The 22,051-nt window shown below is 31.9% G+C and carries 18 protein-coding genes, 2 tRNA genes and 1 riboswitch; of the genes, 1 reads left to right on the top strand and 19 read right to left on the bottom strand.

What is annotated here, in order from left to right; all coding sequences use genetic code 11:
- Nucleotides 1-169 precede the first annotated feature (169 nt).
- Complete coding sequence (locus CD034_RS07745; protein WP_103288261.1) at nt 170-2,113, top strand: Dam family site-specific DNA-(adenine-N6)-methyltransferase; 1,944 nt, start codon at nt 170-172, stop codon at nt 2,111-2,113.
- A gap of 7 nt (nt 2,114-2,120) precedes the next feature.
- On the opposite strand, the gene CD034_RS07740 is transcribed toward CD034_RS07745, so the two are convergent.
- From CD034_RS07740 to CD034_RS07650, 19 genes are all read right to left on the bottom strand, one after another.
- On the bottom strand, nt 2,121-3,524 hold the full coding sequence (locus CD034_RS07740; protein ID WP_087437098.1) for a hypothetical protein: 1,404 nt from the start codon (nt 3,522-3,524) through the stop codon (nt 2,121-2,123).
- A 33-nt stretch (nt 3,525-3,557) separates the two neighbouring features.
- Nucleotides 3,558-4,433: a GIY-YIG nuclease family protein gene (locus CD034_RS07735; RefSeq protein ID WP_087437097.1), complete on the bottom strand. Its 876-nt coding sequence runs from the start codon at nt 4,431-4,433 to the stop codon at nt 3,558-3,560.
- Between the two features lie 71 nt (nt 4,434-4,504).
- Nucleotides 4,505-5,266 (bottom strand): HNH endonuclease, encoded by a 762-nt coding sequence (locus CD034_RS07730; RefSeq protein WP_087437096.1) that lies wholly within the window; start codon nt 5,264-5,266, stop codon nt 4,505-4,507.
- Between the two features lie 110 nt (nt 5,267-5,376).
- Nucleotides 5,377-5,856, bottom strand: coding sequence for a 23S rRNA (pseudouridine(1915)-N(3))-methyltransferase RlmH (rlmH, locus tag CD034_RS07725; protein ID WP_103288260.1), 480 nt, complete (start codon nt 5,854-5,856; stop codon nt 5,377-5,379).
- A gap of 419 nt (nt 5,857-6,275) precedes the next feature.
- The gene (locus tag CD034_RS07720; protein WP_103288301.1) at nt 6,276-7,058 is read right to left on the bottom strand and encodes an MBL fold metallo-hydrolase; all 783 of its coding nucleotides are present in this window, start codon (nt 7,056-7,058) and stop codon (nt 6,276-6,278) included.
- 273 nt (nt 7,059-7,331) lie between these two features.
- Complete coding sequence (locus CD034_RS07715; protein WP_002488464.1) at nt 7,332-8,123, bottom strand: two-component system regulatory protein YycI; 792 nt, start codon at nt 8,121-8,123, stop codon at nt 7,332-7,334.
- Nucleotides 8,124-9,455: a YycH family regulatory protein gene (locus tag CD034_RS07710; protein WP_103288259.1), complete on the bottom strand. Its 1,332-nt coding sequence runs from the start codon at nt 9,453-9,455 to the stop codon at nt 8,124-8,126. It abuts the gene before it with no gap.
- The gene (walK, locus tag CD034_RS07705) at nt 9,445-11,271 is read right to left on the bottom strand and encodes a cell wall metabolism sensor histidine kinase WalK (RefSeq protein ID WP_002449341.1); all 1,827 of its coding nucleotides are present in this window, start codon (nt 11,269-11,271) and stop codon (nt 9,445-9,447) included. Before walK ends, CD034_RS07710 begins: the two co-directional genes overlap by 11 nt.
- 12 nt (nt 11,272-11,283) lie before the next feature.
- Entirely contained in the window at nt 11,284-11,985 is a 702-nt protein-coding gene (gene yycF / locus CD034_RS07700; RefSeq protein WP_002449444.1) for a response regulator YycF, read from the bottom strand.
- A 488-nt stretch (nt 11,986-12,473) separates the two neighbouring features.
- Nucleotides 12,474-12,546, bottom strand: a tRNA-Asp gene (locus CD034_RS07695).
- A gap of 5 nt (nt 12,547-12,551) precedes the next feature.
- Nucleotides 12,552-12,626, bottom strand: a tRNA-Glu gene (locus CD034_RS07690).
- A gap of 384 nt (nt 12,627-13,010) precedes the next feature.
- The gene (locus CD034_RS07685) at nt 13,011-14,294 is read right to left on the bottom strand and encodes an adenylosuccinate synthase (RefSeq protein ID WP_049335768.1); all 1,284 of its coding nucleotides are present in this window, start codon (nt 14,292-14,294) and stop codon (nt 13,011-13,013) included.
- Nucleotides 14,295-14,573: 279 nt separating this feature from the next.
- On the bottom strand, nt 14,574-15,974 hold the full coding sequence (gene dnaB, locus CD034_RS07680) for a replicative DNA helicase (RefSeq protein ID WP_002449507.1): 1,401 nt from the start codon (nt 15,972-15,974) through the stop codon (nt 14,574-14,576).
- A gap of 111 nt (nt 15,975-16,085) precedes the next feature.
- Entirely contained in the window at nt 16,086-16,532 is a 447-nt protein-coding gene (gene rplI / locus CD034_RS07675; RefSeq protein WP_002488452.1) for a 50S ribosomal protein L9, read from the bottom strand.
- On the bottom strand, nt 16,529-18,496 hold the full coding sequence (locus CD034_RS07670; protein WP_002488493.1) for a DHH family phosphoesterase: 1,968 nt from the start codon (nt 18,494-18,496) through the stop codon (nt 16,529-16,531). Before CD034_RS07670 ends, rplI begins: the two co-directional genes overlap by 4 nt.
- A gap of 27 nt (nt 18,497-18,523) precedes the next feature.
- Nucleotides 18,524-19,435, bottom strand: a complete 912-nt coding sequence (locus CD034_RS07665) for a YybS family protein (RefSeq protein ID WP_065581035.1) — start codon at nt 19,433-19,435, stop codon at nt 18,524-18,526.
- A gap of 89 nt (nt 19,436-19,524) precedes the next feature.
- Entirely contained in the window at nt 19,525-20,493 is a 969-nt protein-coding gene (metX, locus tag CD034_RS07660) for a homoserine O-acetyltransferase MetX (RefSeq protein ID WP_103288258.1), read from the bottom strand.
- Nucleotides 20,494-20,564: 71 nt separating this feature from the next.
- A riboswitch (SAM riboswitch) is annotated at nt 20,565-20,666 on the bottom strand.
- An 85-nt stretch (nt 20,667-20,751) separates the two neighbouring features.
- Nucleotides 20,752-21,081 (bottom strand): AzlD domain-containing protein, encoded by a 330-nt coding sequence (locus tag CD034_RS07655; protein WP_103288257.1) that lies wholly within the window; start codon nt 21,079-21,081, stop codon nt 20,752-20,754.
- Nucleotides 21,078-21,773 carry an AzlC family ABC transporter permease gene (locus tag CD034_RS07650; protein ID WP_103288256.1) on the bottom strand — a complete coding sequence of 232 codons (696 nt, stop codon included), beginning with the start codon at nt 21,771-21,773 and terminating at the stop codon, nt 21,078-21,080. Before CD034_RS07650 ends, CD034_RS07655 begins: the two co-directional genes overlap by 4 nt.
- Nucleotides 21,774-22,051: the final 278 nt, after the last annotated feature.

The raw sequence follows: 22,051 nt of genomic DNA, 5'->3' as shown, positions 1-22,051 counted from the left end.
ATAACAACTATTTTAAATAGTAATTTTCATGTTATAATTAATCAATATTTATAATTTGAATTTAAACAGTATTTAATTTTTAGTTAAAAATTTAGATATTAAAACAGAATGTCTTAAGGATATTCTGTTTTATTTTCATGATTAATTTGTATAAGGCGGTATTTGAAGTATGCGATATATAGGATCAAAATCATTACTACTAAAAGAAATCGACTCCCTTATTGAAAAACATAAGTTAGGAGATGAAAAGATATTTTTAGATTTATTTGCTGGTACTAATACAGTTGCAAGGTATTTTAAATCAAAATATCAAGTAATAACAAATGACATTTTATATTTTAGTTATATTAATTCAAAAGCTACAATAGTTAATAATAAAGTTCCTCAATTTTCGAAATTAAAATTTAATCCCTTTGAATATCTAAATAATGAAATAAACATAGCTTTTTTTAATGAGTCTGAATACTATAGTCAAAATTATACTCCTCTAGGAAAAGCAATGTATTTATCTATTGAAAATGGCAAAAGATTAGATTTCATGAGATATAGTATCGAAAAGTGGAAAGACTTAAATTTATTAGAAGAATATGAATACTTTTATTTGTTATCCTGTTTAATTGAAGCTATACCGTATGTTAGTAATATTACAGGAACTTATGGCGCATTCTTAAAACATTGGGATAAAAGAGCACTCCAAGATTTAACTATAAGACCTCTAGAAGTTATTAACAACAATCATACTAATATTGCCTACAATATGAACGCAAACGAATTAATTAAAAATATTACTTCTGATATATGTTATATTGATATTCCATATAATAATAGGCAGTATGCGTCTAATTATCATCTTTTAGAAAATGTTGCTAGAAATAATCATCCTGAATTACAAGGTAAAACAAAAATATTTGATTGGTCTTATTTAAAAAGTGATTATTCAGTAAAGAAAAAAGCATATTTAGCTTTGGAAGATCTAATTGCCAATATAAATGCCTCCCACATATTACTTAGTTATAATGATGAAGGAATAATAACTTATACCGAAATTTTAAATTTATTAAAAAAATATTCATCGGATAATAATGTAGATATAGTAACTATACCGTATAGAAAGTACCAATCTAAAATTCCTTCTTCAAAATTAAACTTAAATGAGTACATTTTTTACATTAAAAAATCAAATATAAAAAAAATAGATAAAAATATTGCTACTAACATTAAAACAAATAATAATTATATTAAAAGCCCATTAAATTATATAGGGGGCAAATATAAATTACTAAATCAAATTTTACCATTATTTCCCTCTAATATTTCAACATTTTTAGATTTGTTTTCAGGCGGAGCAAATGTAGGTATAAACGTTGATGCTAAAAACCATGTATTTGTTGACATGAATAGCAAAGTAAATGAAATGTTTAGATTTTTTGCTAGTCAAAATCCTAATCAATTAATAGAAAAAATAGAAAAAAGAATATCAGAATTTGAATTAAGTAAAACTAACAATAATGCTTATTTGAAATTTAGAGATCTTTATAATAGTAATCCAAATCCATTGGATCTATTTATATTAATTGCCTATTCATACAATCATCAAATAAGATTTAATAATAATATGAAATTTAATAATCCATTTGGCAAAAATAGAAGTCATTTCAGCTTAAAAATGAAGAAAAATCTTTCTCAGTTTATTTCTAGACTTCAATACATGAATTATGATTTTATCGATGCATATTTTGATGAGGTAGATTTATCATTTTTAGATGAAAATTCATTAGTTTATTTAGATCCTCCTTACCTCATAACTACAGGTAGCTATAATGATGGTAATCGAGGTTTTAAAAATTGGGGAATTAAAGAGGAAGCTAAAATGTATAAATTATTAAATGAGCTTACCGAAAATAATATTAGATATGCATTAAGTAATGTTCTAGAACATAAAAATACTACTCATACTATGTTAAATGATTTTATTAATTCAAATAATGTAGAAGTAAATTATTTGAATTACACTTATGATAATTCTTCCTATAATACAAAAAGAGCTAAAAGTGTAGAAGTATTAATAACAAATTACGACACAAAAACTTATAAATTATTAAAAAAACGATGAGAAATTCTCATCGTTTTATATTTCTAATTATCAAATTTAACCATTTCGGTGCCTCTTTATTTAAATTTATTTCACCTTTATTATTTAATACTAATAAAACTTTTTCATGAGGCAAGTCGTTTTTAGATGTACTAGAATACAAGGTTACCCATCTAGTAATATTATAATCTTTATAATATTTAAAAATGTAGTCTTCTTCAAGATTATCATAATTATATAATTCTTTTACTCCATCTTTCCACTTATTATATACTTTTCCTTCAATTAACAATAACTCTCTAAATTCATCATTTTTTATAATAACATCTGGAATATAATATAAATTTTTATTTTTATCCTTTTTTGGAAGCACAATATTTTCATTATTAGAAGTAATAAAATAACCTCTCTCACTTCCAGCATGATTCTCATATATAGTAGCAATATCATAATAATCACATAATAAATGTAAAAAGATATCTGCTACTTTTTCACTACTTTCTTCATATTTCCAATAATTATAGGGCATATTTGATTTAATTTTCTGATAATCCAAATCGATATTTTCCAAATTTATGTTTAGAATTGCACAAATTCTCAAAAATTTATTTCTAAAATTTTTATCGACGTATTTTTGAGTTACTCCATGGTCAATTATAGTAATTTCTTTATTCCATCCTAATTTTCTTATAGTAGAACTAATTAATGCTAATGCTCCAATATTTGGATCATGACCTATATTGCCCTTTCCTATAGGCTTTTCTAATCTTCCTGATATTTTAATACAATTCAGAAATTTTTGAATTACAATAGGTGTATTATTATTAGGGGGTTTTCTCATTGAATTTTTAAAATTTATTAGTTCATCAATAGATTTAAACGGGTTAAACCATTTGTCATTTTTTCCTATTAAATCTACACCTAAATTTTTGTACATATTAGTACCAAATATACTTGTATCAGAAGGCTTTTTATCGGTATCTTTATTAGAATCGTTATAAAGCATATAAATTGGTACATTAGGATAAAAATATTCAAAAAACACAAACTTAGTTGCTCTTTGATAAACACCCGTATTTCTACTTTCGCTATCTCTAGTTTTAGTTTCTTCCACAGCAAAAATTAAATTATTTTTTTTATTATGTATAGGCTCTTCTTCTTGCATAAATATCAAAAAATCAATAAAACTAGATGTGCCTTTAGATAGTTTTATAATTATCTTTTGTATCCCTTCTAACTTGATTCCTTCAATAATATAATTAAACGTAAATTTGTTTTCAATAAATTCGGGTCGAATTATTAAATTATTATCAGTATTTTCAATTTTTTTACTTGACTTTAAGTTATTAATTTTACTTTGAGCCAAAATTAAAAGTTGTTTAATCACACTTTTTTTTGGTCTTTCTTCAGAAAGTATATATAAATTACTCACTTTCTCACTCCTTTTTTTGCTTATATATAACGTTTACTCATTACTTGTAATTTCTTGTAAAGTTAAACCTTCTTTTGTCTTCCAACATATCATTCCATTAACACTAGTACCACTTACAAACTTAGCAGCCCCAGAAGGGCTATTAAATAAAATATCATGTGTTAATTTGTTATTTTTAATATCATTTTTGTATTTTTCACGTTGTGCAGTTACTGATTTTTTTAAATCTTTTGTTTTAGTTTTTATAATTTCAGAAATTTGACTTCCTTTTAATAAAACAAATCCTTCTGTCGTTCTTTTACCTCGTGCTTCTATATTTTTAACTTTATAAAATAATATTGGTTCAGATTTATCAATTTCTTCTTCATTTATAACATCTTCGAAAATTTTATAACCCAGTGTACCTATAACTAACTTTAAGTTTTCTATAAACTCTTCTAATTCTGATTTTTTCTCTTCAGTAATATTTCCTTTGTTAGGGTTAACGCTATTCTTAACTTCATAACGATTAGCGTGTTTGGCCATCATAACAAGTTTATTTTCAAGATAACTAATTTCAGTTGGCCCAAAAGAATTATTAGATGTTGTAACCACAACTGCTTCATTCCAATAATCTTTAGAAGCATCATTTTTATGTTCATTAATACGAAATAGTAATCCTTCTCCGTTAGCTCTTAACCCAGCTTGTCCAATATATACATTATCCTTATCAACTTCACTATCATCAGCAGATCCAAATAAAAAGTAAACACCTGTTTGTTTTAATTCTTCTCGATTTTTGCTATCTTCAACTTGAATTCTAGGAATTTTAAAAACTAAACCTGTCCAATTAGCTATAGTACATTTTATGCGGCCTTTTACATCGCCATCTATTAAAAAAAGATTGATACTTTTACTTCTTTTATTCATTTTATAGCTCCCATTATATAAATAATAATTTAAACAGTTTTAAAAAATTTAATATATTATAAATTAAAAATTCATTCAAATTTGATCATACTTTTCAGTTGTTCTATAGTATAAGGCTTTCTTTTACTTCTATGTATCATTTTATGACAATTTGAACATAATGGAATTAAATCAGTCTGAGGATTAACTAAAATTTCTTTTCTGATATCGTACATTGGTTTAATATGATGAATTTCAATAAAATTTTTACCAATGTTTCCGTACTTTTTTTCAAAATTAAAACCACAAACTTTACATGTAACTCCATGAATTTCAATTGCCTTTTCCCTAAGTTTTGAATTCCTTTCAAACTTACTTCCATATTTTTTTAAAATTTTGCCTTCTTTATATTCTACATTTTCAATTTGAGATTCATCAAAATCTGAAGTTTTTTCTAACACTTCTAAAACGAAATCCAATAACTCATTACTTAATGAACGTGGTCCTTGAACATTTCCTTTCATCCCATGATTATGTAATTCTTTTAAAGTTATTAAATTTTCCTCGATTTCTTTAATAAACTCAATTCTCATATAGTTACCATAATTTGTATAGTTATCTCCATTTATGACAAATTTTTTATCATCAATAATTTCTTTTGACATATTAACTTTTTTTATTTTACATATATATTTAACACAAGAAAAAGGTTTAGATAGATAAATCATTACGATATCATTTATTTTTGCTGATTTTAAATTTTTACTTTGCTTCCAATCTATTAATTTTAACTCATTAAACGCTCCTATCGCATCATATGTTTTCACATTACATGGTATAATCCAATATTTCAATTTCTTTCCTCCTCATATATTATATATTTTATCATAATTAATAATATATATATTTTATGTATTTAAAAATACTACTCTACAATCTTTTTTGAAGCGAGTTAAAAACCGCATCACTTATGATATGCTTCGCCTCTCATAATCTTAAATGCTCGATACACTTGTTCGATTAAGACGACGCGCATCATTTGGTGTGGGAAGGTCATTTTACTGAATGAGAGTGCGTAGTTGCTGCGATTTAAGACGTCTTGATGGAGTCCGTTTGATCCCCCAATGACGAAGACGAAGTCGCTTTGTCCTTGTGTCATACGTTGTTGTAGTTCTTTAGCTAACCCTTCCGATGACAACATTTTACCTTGTATTTCTAATGTAATAACGGTGGCTTGTGGTTTAATTTGGGCTAATAATCGTTGTCCTTCTTTTTCTTTAACTTTTTCAATCTCTTTATCACTCATAGTTTCAGGTGCTTTTTCATCTGGTACTTCAATCATCTCAATTTTAGAATATGCTCCGAGTCTTTTTTCATATTCAGCAATCGCTTGTTTCCAGTATTTTTCTTTTAATTTGCCGACAGCTAAAATAGTAATCTTCATTATAGTCCTCCGTGTTGATAATAGTTATTCGACTTATCCACAAGTTATCAACTTGTTAACAGAATTCCCTCTAATTATAACAGGAATGTATATAAATTCTGTGGAAAATTTGAGATTTATCTACAAAAAATGTCATGTACACACTATTTTTGTGGATAAGTCTGTGTATAATGTGAGTATTTCTGTGTGTATTATTCACAATAGTGGATAACTTTCTTTAAATTTGGGGATAACTTCACGACCGTCTTTTATATTTATTCACAGATTCTAGCTAAATCGCACTATTTATCCACCTTTTAATGAATATTCATGTATAGTCCAATTGTTAGATAATAACTTTAATTTTTCCAAAAAAAGAGCTTAATAAAAATCTCATACTTTCTTAAGATTTTCATTAAGCTTCATACTTCTTTTCAATTTTATAACGTATAAATCGGTGTCGCTTGTGCTTTATCTGTGTCACATAGTAATACTTCTTTTTCAGTATCGATATCATGTTCATTTAATACTTGTCCAACGCTCATTCGTGCTAAATCTTTCATATTATTATCACGAGATAAATGTGACAGATAGATACGTTTCGTATGACCTGTAATTACATCCGCCATCGCATGTCCTGCATCTTCATTTGACACATGTCCCATATCACTTAAAATACGCTGTTTCGTCTTCCAAGGATAACGACACATGCGTAACATATCCACATCATGATTACTTTCAAACATAAAAGCGTCACTACCTTGAATCATACCTTTCATTCGGTCTGATACATAGCCAGTATCTGTAATCATCGTAAATTTTTTATAGTTATTATGGAAAATATAAAATTGTGGATCAATCGCATCATGAGAGACATTAAATGATTCTATATCAAAACCTGCAATGGATTTCGTTTCATACGGATTGAAAATAAATTTTTGATCCATTGGAATTTTATCGTCTTTTTTCTCAATCGCTTTCCACGTTTTTTCATTCGCATACACGGGCAAACCATATCGACGTGCAATGACACCCAGTCCTTTAATATGATCGCTATGTTCATGTGTCACTAGGATGCCATTCAGATTCTTCATATCTCTATCAATCTGACTAAATAAACCTTCCATCTTTTTACCTGTAAGACCGACATCTACTAATAGACTGCCTTTCTCACTTTCTACATAAGTCGCGTTTCCTGTACTACCGCTTGCTAATACGCTCATTCGAATCAAGATGGTTCATCCTTTCTCATTATCTTAAATTTTAATTATTTAGAGTGCCTTCAGTCTAATTATTTTATATTTACTTTTTTTCTAAAAAAATATAGTTTCGAACTTGTATCTTTGTTCGAAACCTTCCGCTCTAAAAGTACTTTTATAGTATACTATACCAACCTGTAACTAGAAATTCCAATTCTCTGTTTATATTAACGATTTAAGAGCAAAACAACGGGCAACTTTGACCGTCATTTTGCTCTATTTAAAATGCATCACTTTTTAGTTATCAATCACTTTGGGATTGACTGAAGTGGCTTCAACATAATATTTTTTCGTTTCTTCTTTACCTTTATGTTTCACTTTGATTTCCCAGTTTGCTTGTAGTAATTGAACGTTGGTTTCTCTTACTACTGAGTAATATCCTAGTCTAGCATCTAATACTTCATCGCCAGCTTTTAAGTAACGATTGAAATACAAGCTTTCAATTGCTTTACGCGGCGTAATGACTTGCTTCTTAGGATTATTGTCACCTTTTGCAGGTTCAATTTTACTCATTAATGTTTGTTTATACGTGGTCGCTTTACCATCGTCTATATTAAAGCGAAGCCGTGCTTTATTGTTATTAAGCAATGGGTATCCATCATATGTTTGTTCGTAAGTGACTGTATTTGAATTCATATCGCCAAGTTGATAGACCTTACCATTATAAATATGATTGATAATGTAATCTTTTAAATCACTAAGATTACGATCACTTACATTTACAGTATTATCTACCTCACCGCTTAATGTGAAACCAGAATCACTTGTTTCTAATGAAGATTTATTTTCAGCGTATGATTTAAAGTTCTTAGAAGTAGCAGTAATCATTTGCATCTTCGTACCACTTACATCTTTATTTAATACATCTGTCGATACTTTAATCTCTTCTTGCTGGAAGTTGACTTCATTATCGCTTTCAGTTTCATTAATTTGCGATTTAGTCACCTTATTAATATAAATCAGAATGAGAAAGATATTGACTAGAACAAACACGAAAATAAACAATGTTTTGGTTAGTTTCCAGTTCATTTATTCAAGCCTCCCATCCTGATATACATACCACTCACCATCATACTCAACATACCACGTTGGAATAAATACACTATTCCGTTGTACTTCGATGTCATCTTTATCTGGCTTATCATCTTCTTTATAGCCAACGATCATATTCGATACTTTTTCAAAATCAATGTTATGATTATTTGCAAGTGACGCACGCACCGTTTCCAAACTATCTAATGATGTCGTTGCACCTTCTAAAGGCACGCTTGAACGTAGAAGAGCACGTTTATAGTCATAAATTCCTTTTTCTCCCCAAGTCACATTAATTTCATTCAACTGTTGATCATTAAATGTAGGATGTCCATTGAGGAATAGTTGATAGGTTAATTCTCCTGACATATTATCTGTATCGAACAGACGGAAATCATCGTTAAAGAAACCACCATGATTATTAATATATTCGAATGTACTTGGGATGGAAGTATCCATATCTTTCGAACCTGATTCATCTTCCGATAAGTTTTTATAATGGTACTTTTTACTGTCATCATTATAGTTTGCGACGCCAGTATTATTATTATATGTGGTTGAACCACTTTTTCCGCTTCGAATAATGACAGAATCATCAAATAAAATTGAGTTCATCGTTTCGACTGAAATCGTATCATATACCATACGATATGAGTGTAGGTCTTTTGGATGTTTCGGCGCAAAAATATGCGTTGATTTATCAATCGTTGTCTTATTCGTAATCACTTCCGAATAGGTTTCCATATCTTTTTCTAAATGATGAATGGTTTTAGTAAATGGTGTTGCCTTCGCGTCTATCGTCACTTTCATGACGTGTTGATGATGTTTACTCAGCGCATATAATTCTAGATCACCCTTAGAATTTTTATCCATTAAAATTCGATTAAAGCTAAAATGTTTAGGAATTTTAGCTGAGTTATTAAGTACTTGACCTAAATAGGTGGTTAATGGCATATCATACGTAAAATCCAATACGACAAAATCATGGTCTAATATCGGGGTTTGCAAATTATACCCTTTTTGCATCAATTCTACTTTACTCACTTCATGATCTTTGAGTGGATCAATAACTTGAGCGAGTTGAGATCTTGATGGTGTCAATCCTTTTACTTTATCCCCTTTAACTGACACAACTTGATAAGGTGAAATCACTGTGTCCATCTTTGCAGCTAAAGGTTTACCAATGGTTTTAGTATTGTTTTTTTTACTATCCGCGCTGTCTAAATTATTTAAATCTGGAGTAAAGTTCCAAATCATATACGTAAGGACAATACTCATCATGACTAAAAGAAAAAGGATAACTGATTTAATATGTTCCTTACTGTTCATCCCAATCACCGTCGTCTATCACTTCACATGGAAGCGTAATAAATATCGATGTGCCTTGTCCTTCAACACTGTTTGCCCAGATACGACCATTATGTGCTTCGACAATTTCTTTTGAAATGGCCAGTCCAAGACCCGTACCACCCATTTTACGTGTACGTGCTTTATCTACGCGGTAGAAGCGATCAAAGATTTTATCTACTTTATTAATTGGAATACCGATGCCATTATCTTTAATACGAATGGTCATTCGATTATAAAGTGCATTTTGTTTCACGTGGAACTCGACACGTTTATCTCCACGAGAATATTTCATCGCATTCGTAATGACGTTATCAAATACTTGCGTCATCTTATCTGGATCTATTTCTGTGAAAATCGTTTCATTTGGAATTTCACGTACAAACGTTGTATCTTTCGCTGCCATTTCATGTCGATTAATAATTTTATTAATAAACATATTAAAGTCGACAATTTCTTTTGTAATTTGTTCTGTCTCATTATCCATTTTAGATAATTGAAGTAAGTCATTGACCAGTCGAATCATACGTACCGTTTCTTCACGTGTGACTGAAAGGAACGATGGCGCAAGATTTTCATCTTTCCAAGCGCCTTCTTCAAGTGCTTCAATATAACTGTTCATTGAGGTTAGTGGCGTACGTAATTCGTGTGATACATTGGCAACGAATTCGCGACGTTCACGTTCCACTTGTTGTTGCTCTGTAACATCGTGTAATACGGCGATATAACCATTAACAAATCCTGTATCTTGTACAATCGTGCTAAAGTTGACACGTGCAATAATACCTTCTTCTTCGTTCATATCAATTAAGATACTATCATTATTCTCTTGAATTTCTTCTAATGAAAAATCGCCTTCTATTTTTAAAACATTTAGCATGTAATAACCAATGAGGTCTTCTTTCGCCATACCTAACATTTTAATCGCCATATCATTCACAATACGAATACGACCACGTCGATCCGTCGCAATGATACCATCACTCATATGTGTAATGACAGAATCGAGTCGACGTTTTTCACTTTCTGTATTCGCTTGGGCTTCTTGTACACGTTTAGAAAGATTATTAAACGCAAGCGCAAGTTCACCAATTTCGTCATTGCCATAAATCTTAACACGCTGTGTATAGTTCCCTTTTGACATTTCAACTGTTTGGTTACGCATATCTGTAATCGGTCGCGTAATCGTTCGCGCAATAAAGAAACCGAGTATGACCGTGATAAATAAGGAAATAGCCGTACCAATAATAAAGATTTGATTGATATTGTTAAGTTGGTTATATACATCATTAATATTTGACTCTATGTAAATATTACCGATCACATCATTGCCATTCTTAACTGGTAAGTTGTAAATCCAAATCCGTTCTTTACCATTACCATAGTCTTTTAAGACGTTATGACTATTTGCTTCACCAAGAGAGATTGCTTTTTGAACAGAATTATCATTCACTTTTTGATTAATTAAGCTATGGGATGATAACTTCGCTGTAGCCATTATAATTTGATCTTTATCAATAAAGCGGATTTCTTCAATCTCTTGTCGGTTAGCGTATTCATTCAGTAGCGATTGAACTTCCTTTTGTGCATTTGAAGGATTATCTTTATAAATACGCTCAATATTGACTTCGAGTTGTGTCGCATATTGTTTAATATTCTTCATGAAATTATTGGTTAATTCTTTTTCTAAACTATTAGTGAAATACAGACCAATAATCTGCATTCCAATAATAATCAGTAAGACATAAACAATAACGAGTTTTGTGTGAAGGGATTGGAGTTGTTTCAGCCACTTCATCGTTTGCAACTCCTAATCATGTTGTTGGAGAAAGTATCCAACGCCTCGACGTGTCACAATATATTCTGGATGAGATGGATCGTCTTCAATTTTTTCTCTTAAACGACGAATGGTTACATCCACTGTACGCACGTCTCCAAAATAATCGTAGCCCCAAACCGTTTGTAGTAAGTGTTCACGTGTCATAACTTGTCCCATATGTTTTGACAGATAGTGGAATAATTCAAATTCACGATGTGTTAATTCAATATCCTCACCACGTTTTTTAATTGAGTAAGCCTCAGGATAAATTACGATATCTTTAATCGCAATTTCATTCGTTGTACCTTCTGATTCTTGCGCAGGTTGAGCATAGTGACGTCTTAAATTTGCTTTCACACGTGCAATTAATTCACGTGTGCTAAATGGTTTCGTCACATAATCATCAGCGCCTAATTCAAGGCCCAATACTTTATCAATTTCTGAGTCTTTCGCTGTTAACATAATAATTGGCATGTCATATTTTTTACGTACTTCACGACATACTTCCATACCATCGCGACCAGGTAACATAATGTCTAACAATACGATGTCTGGCTCTTCTTCATAAATTAAATCGACGGCATCATTACCATCATAAGCGCAATGCACTTCATAGCCTTCTTTTTTTAAATTAAATTCTAAAATATCCGCAATTGGCTTTTCATCATCAACTACAACAACTTTTCTAGCCATATCTATAAACCTCATTTCTCAAATTGTAGTTCAAACCTTAATGTTTATTATATTTTGAGTAAAACATTAACTGTATTATATGGCGCTATCTTACGTCTTAACGCACGTTTATCTACTATATAATTTAACATTAATATTCACTTAATTCTATTTTCATATTTAAAATTATAGAATAACATTAATTTAAAGTTTACCACGCTCGTTTTATATTACAAATAAGTTGAGCGCCTTGAATATTGGACAAAAGTCGTAGGAAGACTGAAACGGTACAATGTTACAAAATGATGATAGCGGATAGTCGTTGAAAATTAAGAGTGATATATAAAAGATGTATAAAAAAAGAGAGAAATATTAAAAGTATATTGCGACGTCATCTATTTGTAATACACACATCGCTTTACTCATGATAACGTCTATATATTTATAAAAATAAAGAAGCAATATTAAAAAAGTATAAAAAAAATGCCTACCCTTTTGGATAAGCAATACGGTCTCGACGGGAATCGAACCCGCGATCTCCTGCGTGACAGGCAGGCGTGTTAACCGCTACACTACGAGACCTAAAATGGTGACTCCTACGGGACTCGAACCCGTGTTACCGCCGTGAAAGGGCGGTGTCTTAACCGCTTGACCAAGGAGCCGTTCTTAAGCACAAGATAGATTATAGCATAGCTTTTATTTTAAAGACAAGAACTTTTTTACATAATTTTAATATTTTTTTATAATTCCTTAATTTTTAGAAAAAAGAGTTGTTTTGAAGGTAGATTACGTGAGAATATACTTTTTTTCTTTACTTTTACATTATTAATTCAAATTTAAATGATATGGTTATCATTACCTTATTTGATGTATATAAAAAACGTTGCTAAAGTGAGTGACTTTAACAACGTTAAATGTATACCATTAAATGCTTTATTATTAATGGGCTTCGAAAAGCAACCCGCTCGTCAATCGTATGCTCATCTTAAAATCAAAAGCCGATTTTCGCTCTTAGCACGTTATTGCTCTAGGTTTATACGCTTTTCTTACCATAATTTTTCTAATAGGTTTGTTTGCTCACGGTCAGGGCCTACAGAGAAGATTGAAATATGAACGCCACATAATTCAGAAATACGTTCTAAGTATTTACGTGCGTTTTCAGGTAATTCTTCTAATGTACGACAACCTGTAATGTCTTCCGTCCAACCAGGTAACTCTTCGAAAATTGGTTTACAACGACGTAATTGGTCTAAGTTTGCTGGATATTCTGTGATTGTTTCACCATCTAACTCATAAGCTGTACAAATTTTAACCGTATCTAAACCTGTTAAAACGTCAATTGAGTTAATAGATAAGTCTGTAATACCACTTACACGACGAGAGTGACGTAATACAACTGAGTCGAACCAACCTACACGACGAGGACGTCCTGTTGTCGTTCCATATTCACGACCTACTTCTCTAATATGATGACCATCTTCGTCGAATAATTCAGTAGGGAATGGGCCGTCACCTACACGAGATGTATAGGATTTACATACCCCAATCACTTTAGATACGAAGGTTGGACCCACGCCAGTTCCTACTGTCACATTACCTGCCACAGGATTACTTGACGTTACAAAAGGATATGTACCATGGTCGATATCTAACATAACTCCTTGTGCACCTTCAAATAAAACTTTTTCATCAGCTACGAAAGCGTCATCTAAAATTTTAGCTGTATCTGTAACGAATTCTTTTAAACGTTGACCAGCGGCATAGTATTCATCGAATATTTCATCAAAGTGTGGGCACGTTTCATTAAACATCCCTTTGAAATATGCATTCTTAATCTCAATATTTTCTTTTAAACGTCTTTCAAATGTGTCTTTTTCTAATAAATCAGCCATACGAATACCAATACGTTGTGCTTTATCTACGTAAGCTGGTCCAATCCCTTTTTTCGTTGTACCGATTTTATTATCGCCGCGACGACGTTCTTCATATTCATCTTGTGCTAAGTGATATGGTAAGATGACTTGCGCACGGTTTGAAATACGTAGATTATCTGTAGAAATACCACGTTCATTTAAAGCGTCTAATTCTTTTAATAATGCAACAGGATCTACAACCACACCATTACCAATCACTGCTAATTTATCTTTATAAAAAATACCTGATGGTACTAAATGTAATTTGTATGTTTCTCCACCAAATTGAATGGTATGGCCTGCGTTATTACCACCTGAAAAACGCGCAATCACATCTGCTTGTTCTGCTAAGAAATCTGTAATTTTACCTTTACCTTCGTCTCCCCATTGTGTCCCAACTACTACGATTGATGACATGTGAGCACCTCCAAAGTTTTCTCAATTAACCACTAAGTATTCTATCAATACGTTTTATATAATGCAAATAAAAATCGAACATTAAAAATAGTATTCACATCAGTCAAATCAATATGTATATTTTATTAAAAAACCTTTAACATTGTTAATTTACCAGTATTTCAAGACAGTTTTACAAATATTTAATACACATACTTCACTTAACTTTATTTTTCAAAAATAAAATAAAAACCGTACATTTATATTAAAAATAATAATAATGTACGGTAAAAAATATTTTTATGACATGTCTGCATGTGCATAATCAATGTCTGTAAATTTATTATATTGTTTCATAAAGTGTAACTTCACTGTGCCTGTAGGGCCGTTACGTTGTTTAGCAATAATAATTTCAATCTCACCATTATCGTCATTGGATTGAGGTTCGAACTGCGTACTATCGTCATCTTCTTCACCATCGCCTCGATTATAGTAATCATCACGATACAAGAACGCAACAATATCTGCGTCTTGCTCAATTGATCCTGATTCACGAATATCACTCATCATTGGTCGTTTATCTTGACGTTGTTCTACGCCTCGAGATAACTGACTCAGTGCAATAACGGGACATTCTAATTCACGCGCGATGGCTTTTAACGTACGTGAGATTTCAGAAACTTCTTGTTGTCTATTATCTGAAAAACGTGAGCCACTCCCTTGAATAAGTTGTAAATAGTCAATCACAATCATATCAAGGCCATGTTCTTGTTTAAGACGACGACACTTTGATCGTAAATCTGTAATACGAATTCCTGGTGTATCATCAATAAAAATCTTTGTTCTCGATAATTTACCAACTGCAATCGTAAATCGATTCCAGTCTTCTTCTGTCATTGTCCCTGTTCTTAAACGGTTAGAATCTACATTTCCTGAACTACAAATCATACGTGTCGCAAGTTGATCGGCACCCATTTCAAGTGAGAAAATACCTACTGTATAGTTATCTTCATGAGTGGCTACTTTTTGAGCGATATTAAGTGCGAAGGCAGTCTTACCTACAGAAGGACGGGCTGCTAAAATAATTAAATCATTTCTATTAAAGCCCGCAGTCATCTGGTCTAAATCGCGGTATCCAGTAGGAATACCCGGCGTTTGCCCACTATTTTGGTCAAGTTCTTCTGCAGTCTCATATACTTGACCTAAGACATCTCTAATATCTTTAAATCCATCACTTTGACGGTTTGCTGAGAGTTCAAGAATACGTTTTTCAGCATCACTTAAAATAGCATCTAATTCAAGCTCATTATTATACCCATCATTCGCAATGCTATCAGCTGTTTGAATTAATCGACGTTTAAGCGCAAGATTAGCAACTATATTTCTATAGTATTCAATATTACGTGTCGTCGGTACATTATTCGATAATTCAGCTAAATATTGAGGGCCACCAGCTTCACTTAACGTACCTTCTTTCGTTAATTGTTCCATTAACGTAACTACATCAATCTCATGAGCATCTTCGTTTAAGTTCATCATTGCTCTGAAGATATGTTGGTGTGCACCTCTATAAAACGACTCAGGAAGTAATACCTCCTGAGTCGAACCTATTAATTCTGGATCTAAAATAATTGCACCTAAGACAGACTGTTCAGCTTCATTGTTATGGGGCATTTGTCTTTGATCATACATATTATCCATCAATCATTACACCCATCCATCTTAAAATTTTCGACATGCTAGTGCAACATTATATCTATTTCTATGAATTGTTTTTAAAAGAGTGGACTACCTATGTGTGTCCCAAATTTTTTATTTTTCTACAGTGTGTACACGAATTGTACCTTCAACTTCTTTGTCTAATTTAACAGGTACATTAGTATAACCTAACGCGTGAATACCGTGTGGTAAATCCATTTTACGTTTATCAATTTTAATATCGTGTTGATTTTTTAATGCGTCAGCAATTTGTTTTGTACTAATAGAACCAAACAATTTACCGCCTTCACCAGTTTTAGCACTTACTTCAACTTCGATATCTTCTAATTTTGCTTTTAATGCTTTAGCATCATCGATTTCTTGTTGTCTATCCGCTTCAGCACGTCTATTTTGTTGTTCTAATTGTTTTAAATTACCTGGTGTTGCTTCAACAGCATATTTATTTTTTAATAAAAAGTTATTTGCGTAACCTACTGGCACGTCTTTAACTTCACCTTTTTTACCTTTACCTTTAACATCTTGTGTAAATATTACTTTCATGTATCTTCACTCCTACTCATTTGTTCAGTAATTGCTTGTTGTAATTGCTCGATTGCTTCTTCTATAGTGACACCTTTTATTTGCGTTGCAGCATTTGTTAAGTGACCTCCGCCACCTAAAGCTTCCATTGTTAATTGAACATTAATACCGCCTAATGAACGTGCTGAAATACCAATAAGATTATCTTCACGTTTCGCTACAACGTAAGAAGCTTCAATGCCTTCTAAACTTAACAATTCATCCGCAGCTTGTGCAACTGTTACAGGATGATAGATTTTATCATTAGAACCGTGAGCAATTGCGACACCATTATCTTGAACTTCCACTGTGCGTATCAATTCAGAACGATTAATATACGTATCAACATCATCTTTAAGGAATTGTTGCGTTAAAATTGTATCCGCACCATGCGCACGTAAATAACTTGCCGCATCAAACGTTCTTGACCCTGTTCGTAATGTAAAATTACGTGTATCAACAATAATACCTGCATACATAATTGTAGATTCTAAACGTGATAACCGTTGTTCTGTTGGCTGATATTCTAATAACTCTGTGACAAGTTCTGCAGTTGAACTTGCATAAGGTTCCATATAAACGAGTAATGGATTTGAAATAAAGCTTTCTCCACGTCTATGATGATCAATGACTACTTTACGATTCGCTTTATTTAGAATATTTTCATCTAATACCATTTCAGGTTTATGTGTGTCTACCACAACAACCGTTGTTTTTGACGTCATCATATCCCAAGCCTCATCAGATGTCACAAATCGTTCTTTCAATTCAGGTTTTTTATCAATTTCTTCCATCACACGACTTAATGTTGGATCGATATCTTCTTCATTAAGTACCACATATGCTTCTAAATTATTCATTGACGCAAATCGAGATACTCCAATAGCTGCGCCAACCGCATCTAAGTCGGGACGTTTATGTCCCATAATAATCACTTTGTCGCCTTCAGTTAAGATATCTTTCAATGCGTGAGAGATAACACGTGCTCTAACACGTGTTCGTTTTTCCATCGGGTCAGTCTTACCTCCGTAAAAACGGACATTACCATTCATGTTTTTAATTGCAACTTGGTCTCCTCCACGACCTAAGGCTAAATCAAGTCCTGATTGAGATAATTCACCAAGTTCAATTAAATCTTCGGTACCTTCACCAACACCAATACTTAATGTCAATTGTGCACGATAGCCTACACTTTTTTCACGTAACTGACTTAGAATATCAAAATTAGAATCTTCTATTTCTGCTAAGATTTTTTGGTTTAAATAAGCTACGAATTGATCTGAACTATAACGTTTAAAATAAATGTTATATTCAGTTGCCCATCGACTAATAATACGTGTCACCATTGAGTTGATTTCAGAACGTTGTGTGTCATTCATATTTTGGGTAATTTCATCGTAGTTATCTAAAAACAACGTTGCAATAATAGGCTTTGATTCTTCATATAATTCATTTGTATGTACCTCTTCTGTAATATCGAAGAAATATAAACAATGCTCTTCTTCAGAATAACGTACATGATAATGGTACTGACCATGTTCGATTTCTATTTCTTGTACTCTTTCAAGTTGCTTAAGAATATTCGGAAAAACTTCATTGACTGGTTCTGAGATGACATTCGTTTCTAGATGTTCAGACATATATTGGTTGATCCATTCGATGTGATCGTCAGCATCAATCACAACTAAACCAATTGGCATGCGTTTAATTGCTTTATTACTTCCTGCTGAAATATGACCACTCAGATTATCCACATAATGATCCATTTTTGATAATGCTTGTTTAATCAATACCGCACTAATGACGATCATAATCATTAAAGCAATCGCCGTAAACGTTGCCATTAAAGGTTTAAATATAAACCCTACAATAACAATTGCAATTGCCGTAAGCACCATCAAAATGTAAGGAATAAGCAATGCTTTTTTAGTGGATTGACGGTTCATTCTTCCACCTCTATTCACTTTTTAAAGTCATTTTTTAATCATTCGTTTTAAGTTAATTCCTAAATCAAGTACGCCAAGTAATGATACGATATGCGTAAAGGGTGAAATAACTGTCCCCACGACCATTAATAATATGGATACCGCATCAGGTAATCGTTTGGCCTTTCCAAAGAAATGAATCAAACTCAATCCTTGGATATACATTAATAATGATAACACAACTTCGAAATTCAATACGATACTTTGGAATATACTTGGTTTCATCGCAAACATCACACATACTAGCACAATCATGTAAATCCATAATAATGTGCGATTCATCTGCCAAGCAAATAAAGGTCTAAACATAGGTGTTGCTACTTTGAATTTGCGTAAAATTGGAAATGTAATGATGATATTAATTAAAACTAAAAGAAAAACAATAATAATGATGTAACTTGGAAGTTGAACAGCCATTTGACGAAATCCTTCTTCTAAGATGATCTTATAATCTGATTCAACGCCTGAATTTACAATCGCATTGTTCATTGCGTCTTTTGCTGGTTTAATCAATACTTCGGTATTTGGAATCTTTTTGAACGCTTGTAATAACATAAATGCAATTAACGTCACAATACTTATATACATTGTTGTAATATATAAAATGCGTTCTTTAGATGTACGTTCTTTTAATAATTGGCCAATTACAAAACTTAGTAATAAAACTAGAATCATGGCACTTAATACAAAGGTATTCCCTAATAAGGTCGTGATGACTACAGTGAGTAAAGCTCCAATTCCAAATGTAGCAATTGATTTATGCCACATGATAATCCCTGGAATGGTAGCGAATAAACATAGAATCAGACCAATTATTGGCAATACATACGTAACTAAAGCAACTGCTACAAGCACGATAGTTCCTATAATCATTGCTTTAGGATGTACTTTTGAAAACACATTCGCCACTCCTATACTTTTTTGACTATAAGGTCTATTTTACCTTCTATATTCAAATTAAACAAATGTGTTAACTGTTCTCTTATCTATTATTTTCGTTTGAATTTCGAAACTTTTAAAAAATGATACAAGTTAGGCGCCCAGTCATTAAAATTAAGTAAAAAACCATCATGGCCTACGTTGTCTGGAACAAAAAAGTGACGATGATATTTAAAACGTTCTCCTACTGCTCTGACTTGATCATCTGGATATAACAAATCATCTGTAAAGCCCATCGTTAGTACTTTTGTATTTAAAGATTGGAAGACCTCATCCACATCATCGCGCTGACGATCAAGATGATGACTATCTAAGACATTCAACATCGTTAAATAACACGATAAATCGTAGGATTCTTTAAACTTATTACCTTGATGACGTTGATAATTGACTACTTCATCTGGTGTGAAACGTGCGTCATAACTTTTTGAAGAACGATATGTTAAGAATCCAAGTTGTCTTGCAATACTAAGTCCTTCTTTACCTCCAATATGAATCGCTTCACGTGCAATTTCATTGAAGGCACGACTGTATGAAGAGGTTTTATCCGTAGCTGCTAAGATGACTGCTTTATCTACTTCGAATCGATGATTATATAATAATTCCATTACTTGCATGCCACCTAAACTGCCACCAATTAAAATATCAATTTTAGTAAATCCAAGGGCCTTGATTCCCAATTCAATTGCCTTAACGATATCTCTTAATGTGATGGTTTTAGGAAAATGAGCATCGTTTAAAGGGGAACTTGAACCAAAAGGACTTCCAATAACATTAAAAGTAAGAAACTGATAATCATATATCGGCATATAACCACCATCAATGATTTCGCGCCACCATCCAGGATGTTCATCTGTACCATAAGTTAAATGATTCCCAGTCAGAGCATGACAAACCACAACAAGCGGTTGTCCCGAATAACCTACGTGCTCATAACGCAATTTTAGATTCTCAATCGTTTCACCTGATTCCGTTGTAAAAGCACCTAAATGTAATGTATCTACTGTATAATTTGTCATGCTATGCCTCCTTAGAATAAAAAAATCGCTTCTACCCTTAATTTTAAAAGTATGAAGCGATAATACTTTAGTACTTATCATTCGAGTATCTCGTTGGTTGTAGCACCGTACAAATGATTTGTCGGTTGCTGAAGCTTCATAGGGCCAATTCCCTCTACTTCTCAAAATAAGAGTATCTATATATTGATTGAATGGTTTAATTTAAACTTATTTTAATACAATTGCCTAGTTAACTTCAATGCGCAGTAAATAAATGAATTAAAAGAACCATCGTATACCTGCAATGAATACAATACCTACAATAATAGTAATGGTTAGACTACGCGTCACAACTGCGATAATGACTGTAGGAATGGTTGCTACAATGAATGGAATATTTAATTCAAAGCCCTGCATGCTTTTATGTTGAACGATAAAACTATCAATAACTAACGCAGTGAATAATGAAATTGGAATAAACGACAGCCATTTGATGACTGTTTCTGACAGTTGAATACGTGAAATCATTAAAAATGGTACAACCCGCACAATTAATGTCACTAATCCACATAAAACGATGAGTAAAAGCATATGTCCAGTTATCGTCATCGATCCATCACCACCCCAAGTGTTGCAGCACAAATTGATGTAACAAGAATGGCCACATAAGAGGGCATCAACCAACTTAAAATGAACATCATTACAATAACGAACGCAATTAATACGATATATATACTTACTTTGGAACGTGTAATCGTTTCAAATTGAGCCATAGCCAAGAAAATAAACATGGCTGTAATCGCAAAGTCTAACCCTAACATTTCAGGATGAGAGATGTATTTCCCAAAGACTGCTCCTAACACACAAGCTATTGCCCAAAATGAATAAGCAGTAATATTTAATCCATGTAACCATCGGTCATTAATTATTTCCCCTTTTAAGTGTGGTGTTATAGCAACGCCAAATGTCTCGTCAGTAAGAATAGAAGACAAAGCTAAACGATTCCATATACCGTAATCTTTATAATTAGGTGATAATGTCATAGACAATAAAAAGAAGCGGGAATTCACAATTAACGTTGTTAACACGATGGCTGATATAGGTGTACCAGTAATGACTAAAGCACAAATAATAAATTGTGCTGCGCCTGCATAAACCAGTAAACATAACAGAAGAATTTCTAGAACACTAAAATCTTGAGAAGCTGCCACGATGCCAAATGATAGTCCTATACCGATGTATCCTAGTAGTGTTGGAATACATTCTTGGACCCCTTGTTGAAATGTTACATGTGACGTCATGTTAGCTCCTCCTTTATATATGTATTTTCAAATTGACTATATAGTATAATTAAATTCAGTCTAATATAATCTAAGAGGCGCTTCAATATCTTTAGACGTCTGTTTGAGTGAGGTTAGAGAGAAGGATGTTTTAAAATATTGAAACTTCAACACTTTTAAAATATCAGAAATTTTTGATATTTTTTAAAGATACCTTTCTCAGGGCAGTCTTATTTAATATAAAAATAAATAAAGCGATAGAGGACTACGTCACTCTATCGCTTTATGAGTTGAATTCT

The sequence above is a fragment of the Staphylococcus hominis subsp. hominis genome (genome assembly GCF_002901845.1).
In the GTDB taxonomy this organism is placed as follows: domain Bacteria; phylum Bacillota; class Bacilli; order Staphylococcales; family Staphylococcaceae; genus Staphylococcus; species Staphylococcus hominis.
Note: the sequence above shows the minus strand (reverse complement) of the source record. Positions and strands in the feature narration are given on the sequence as shown.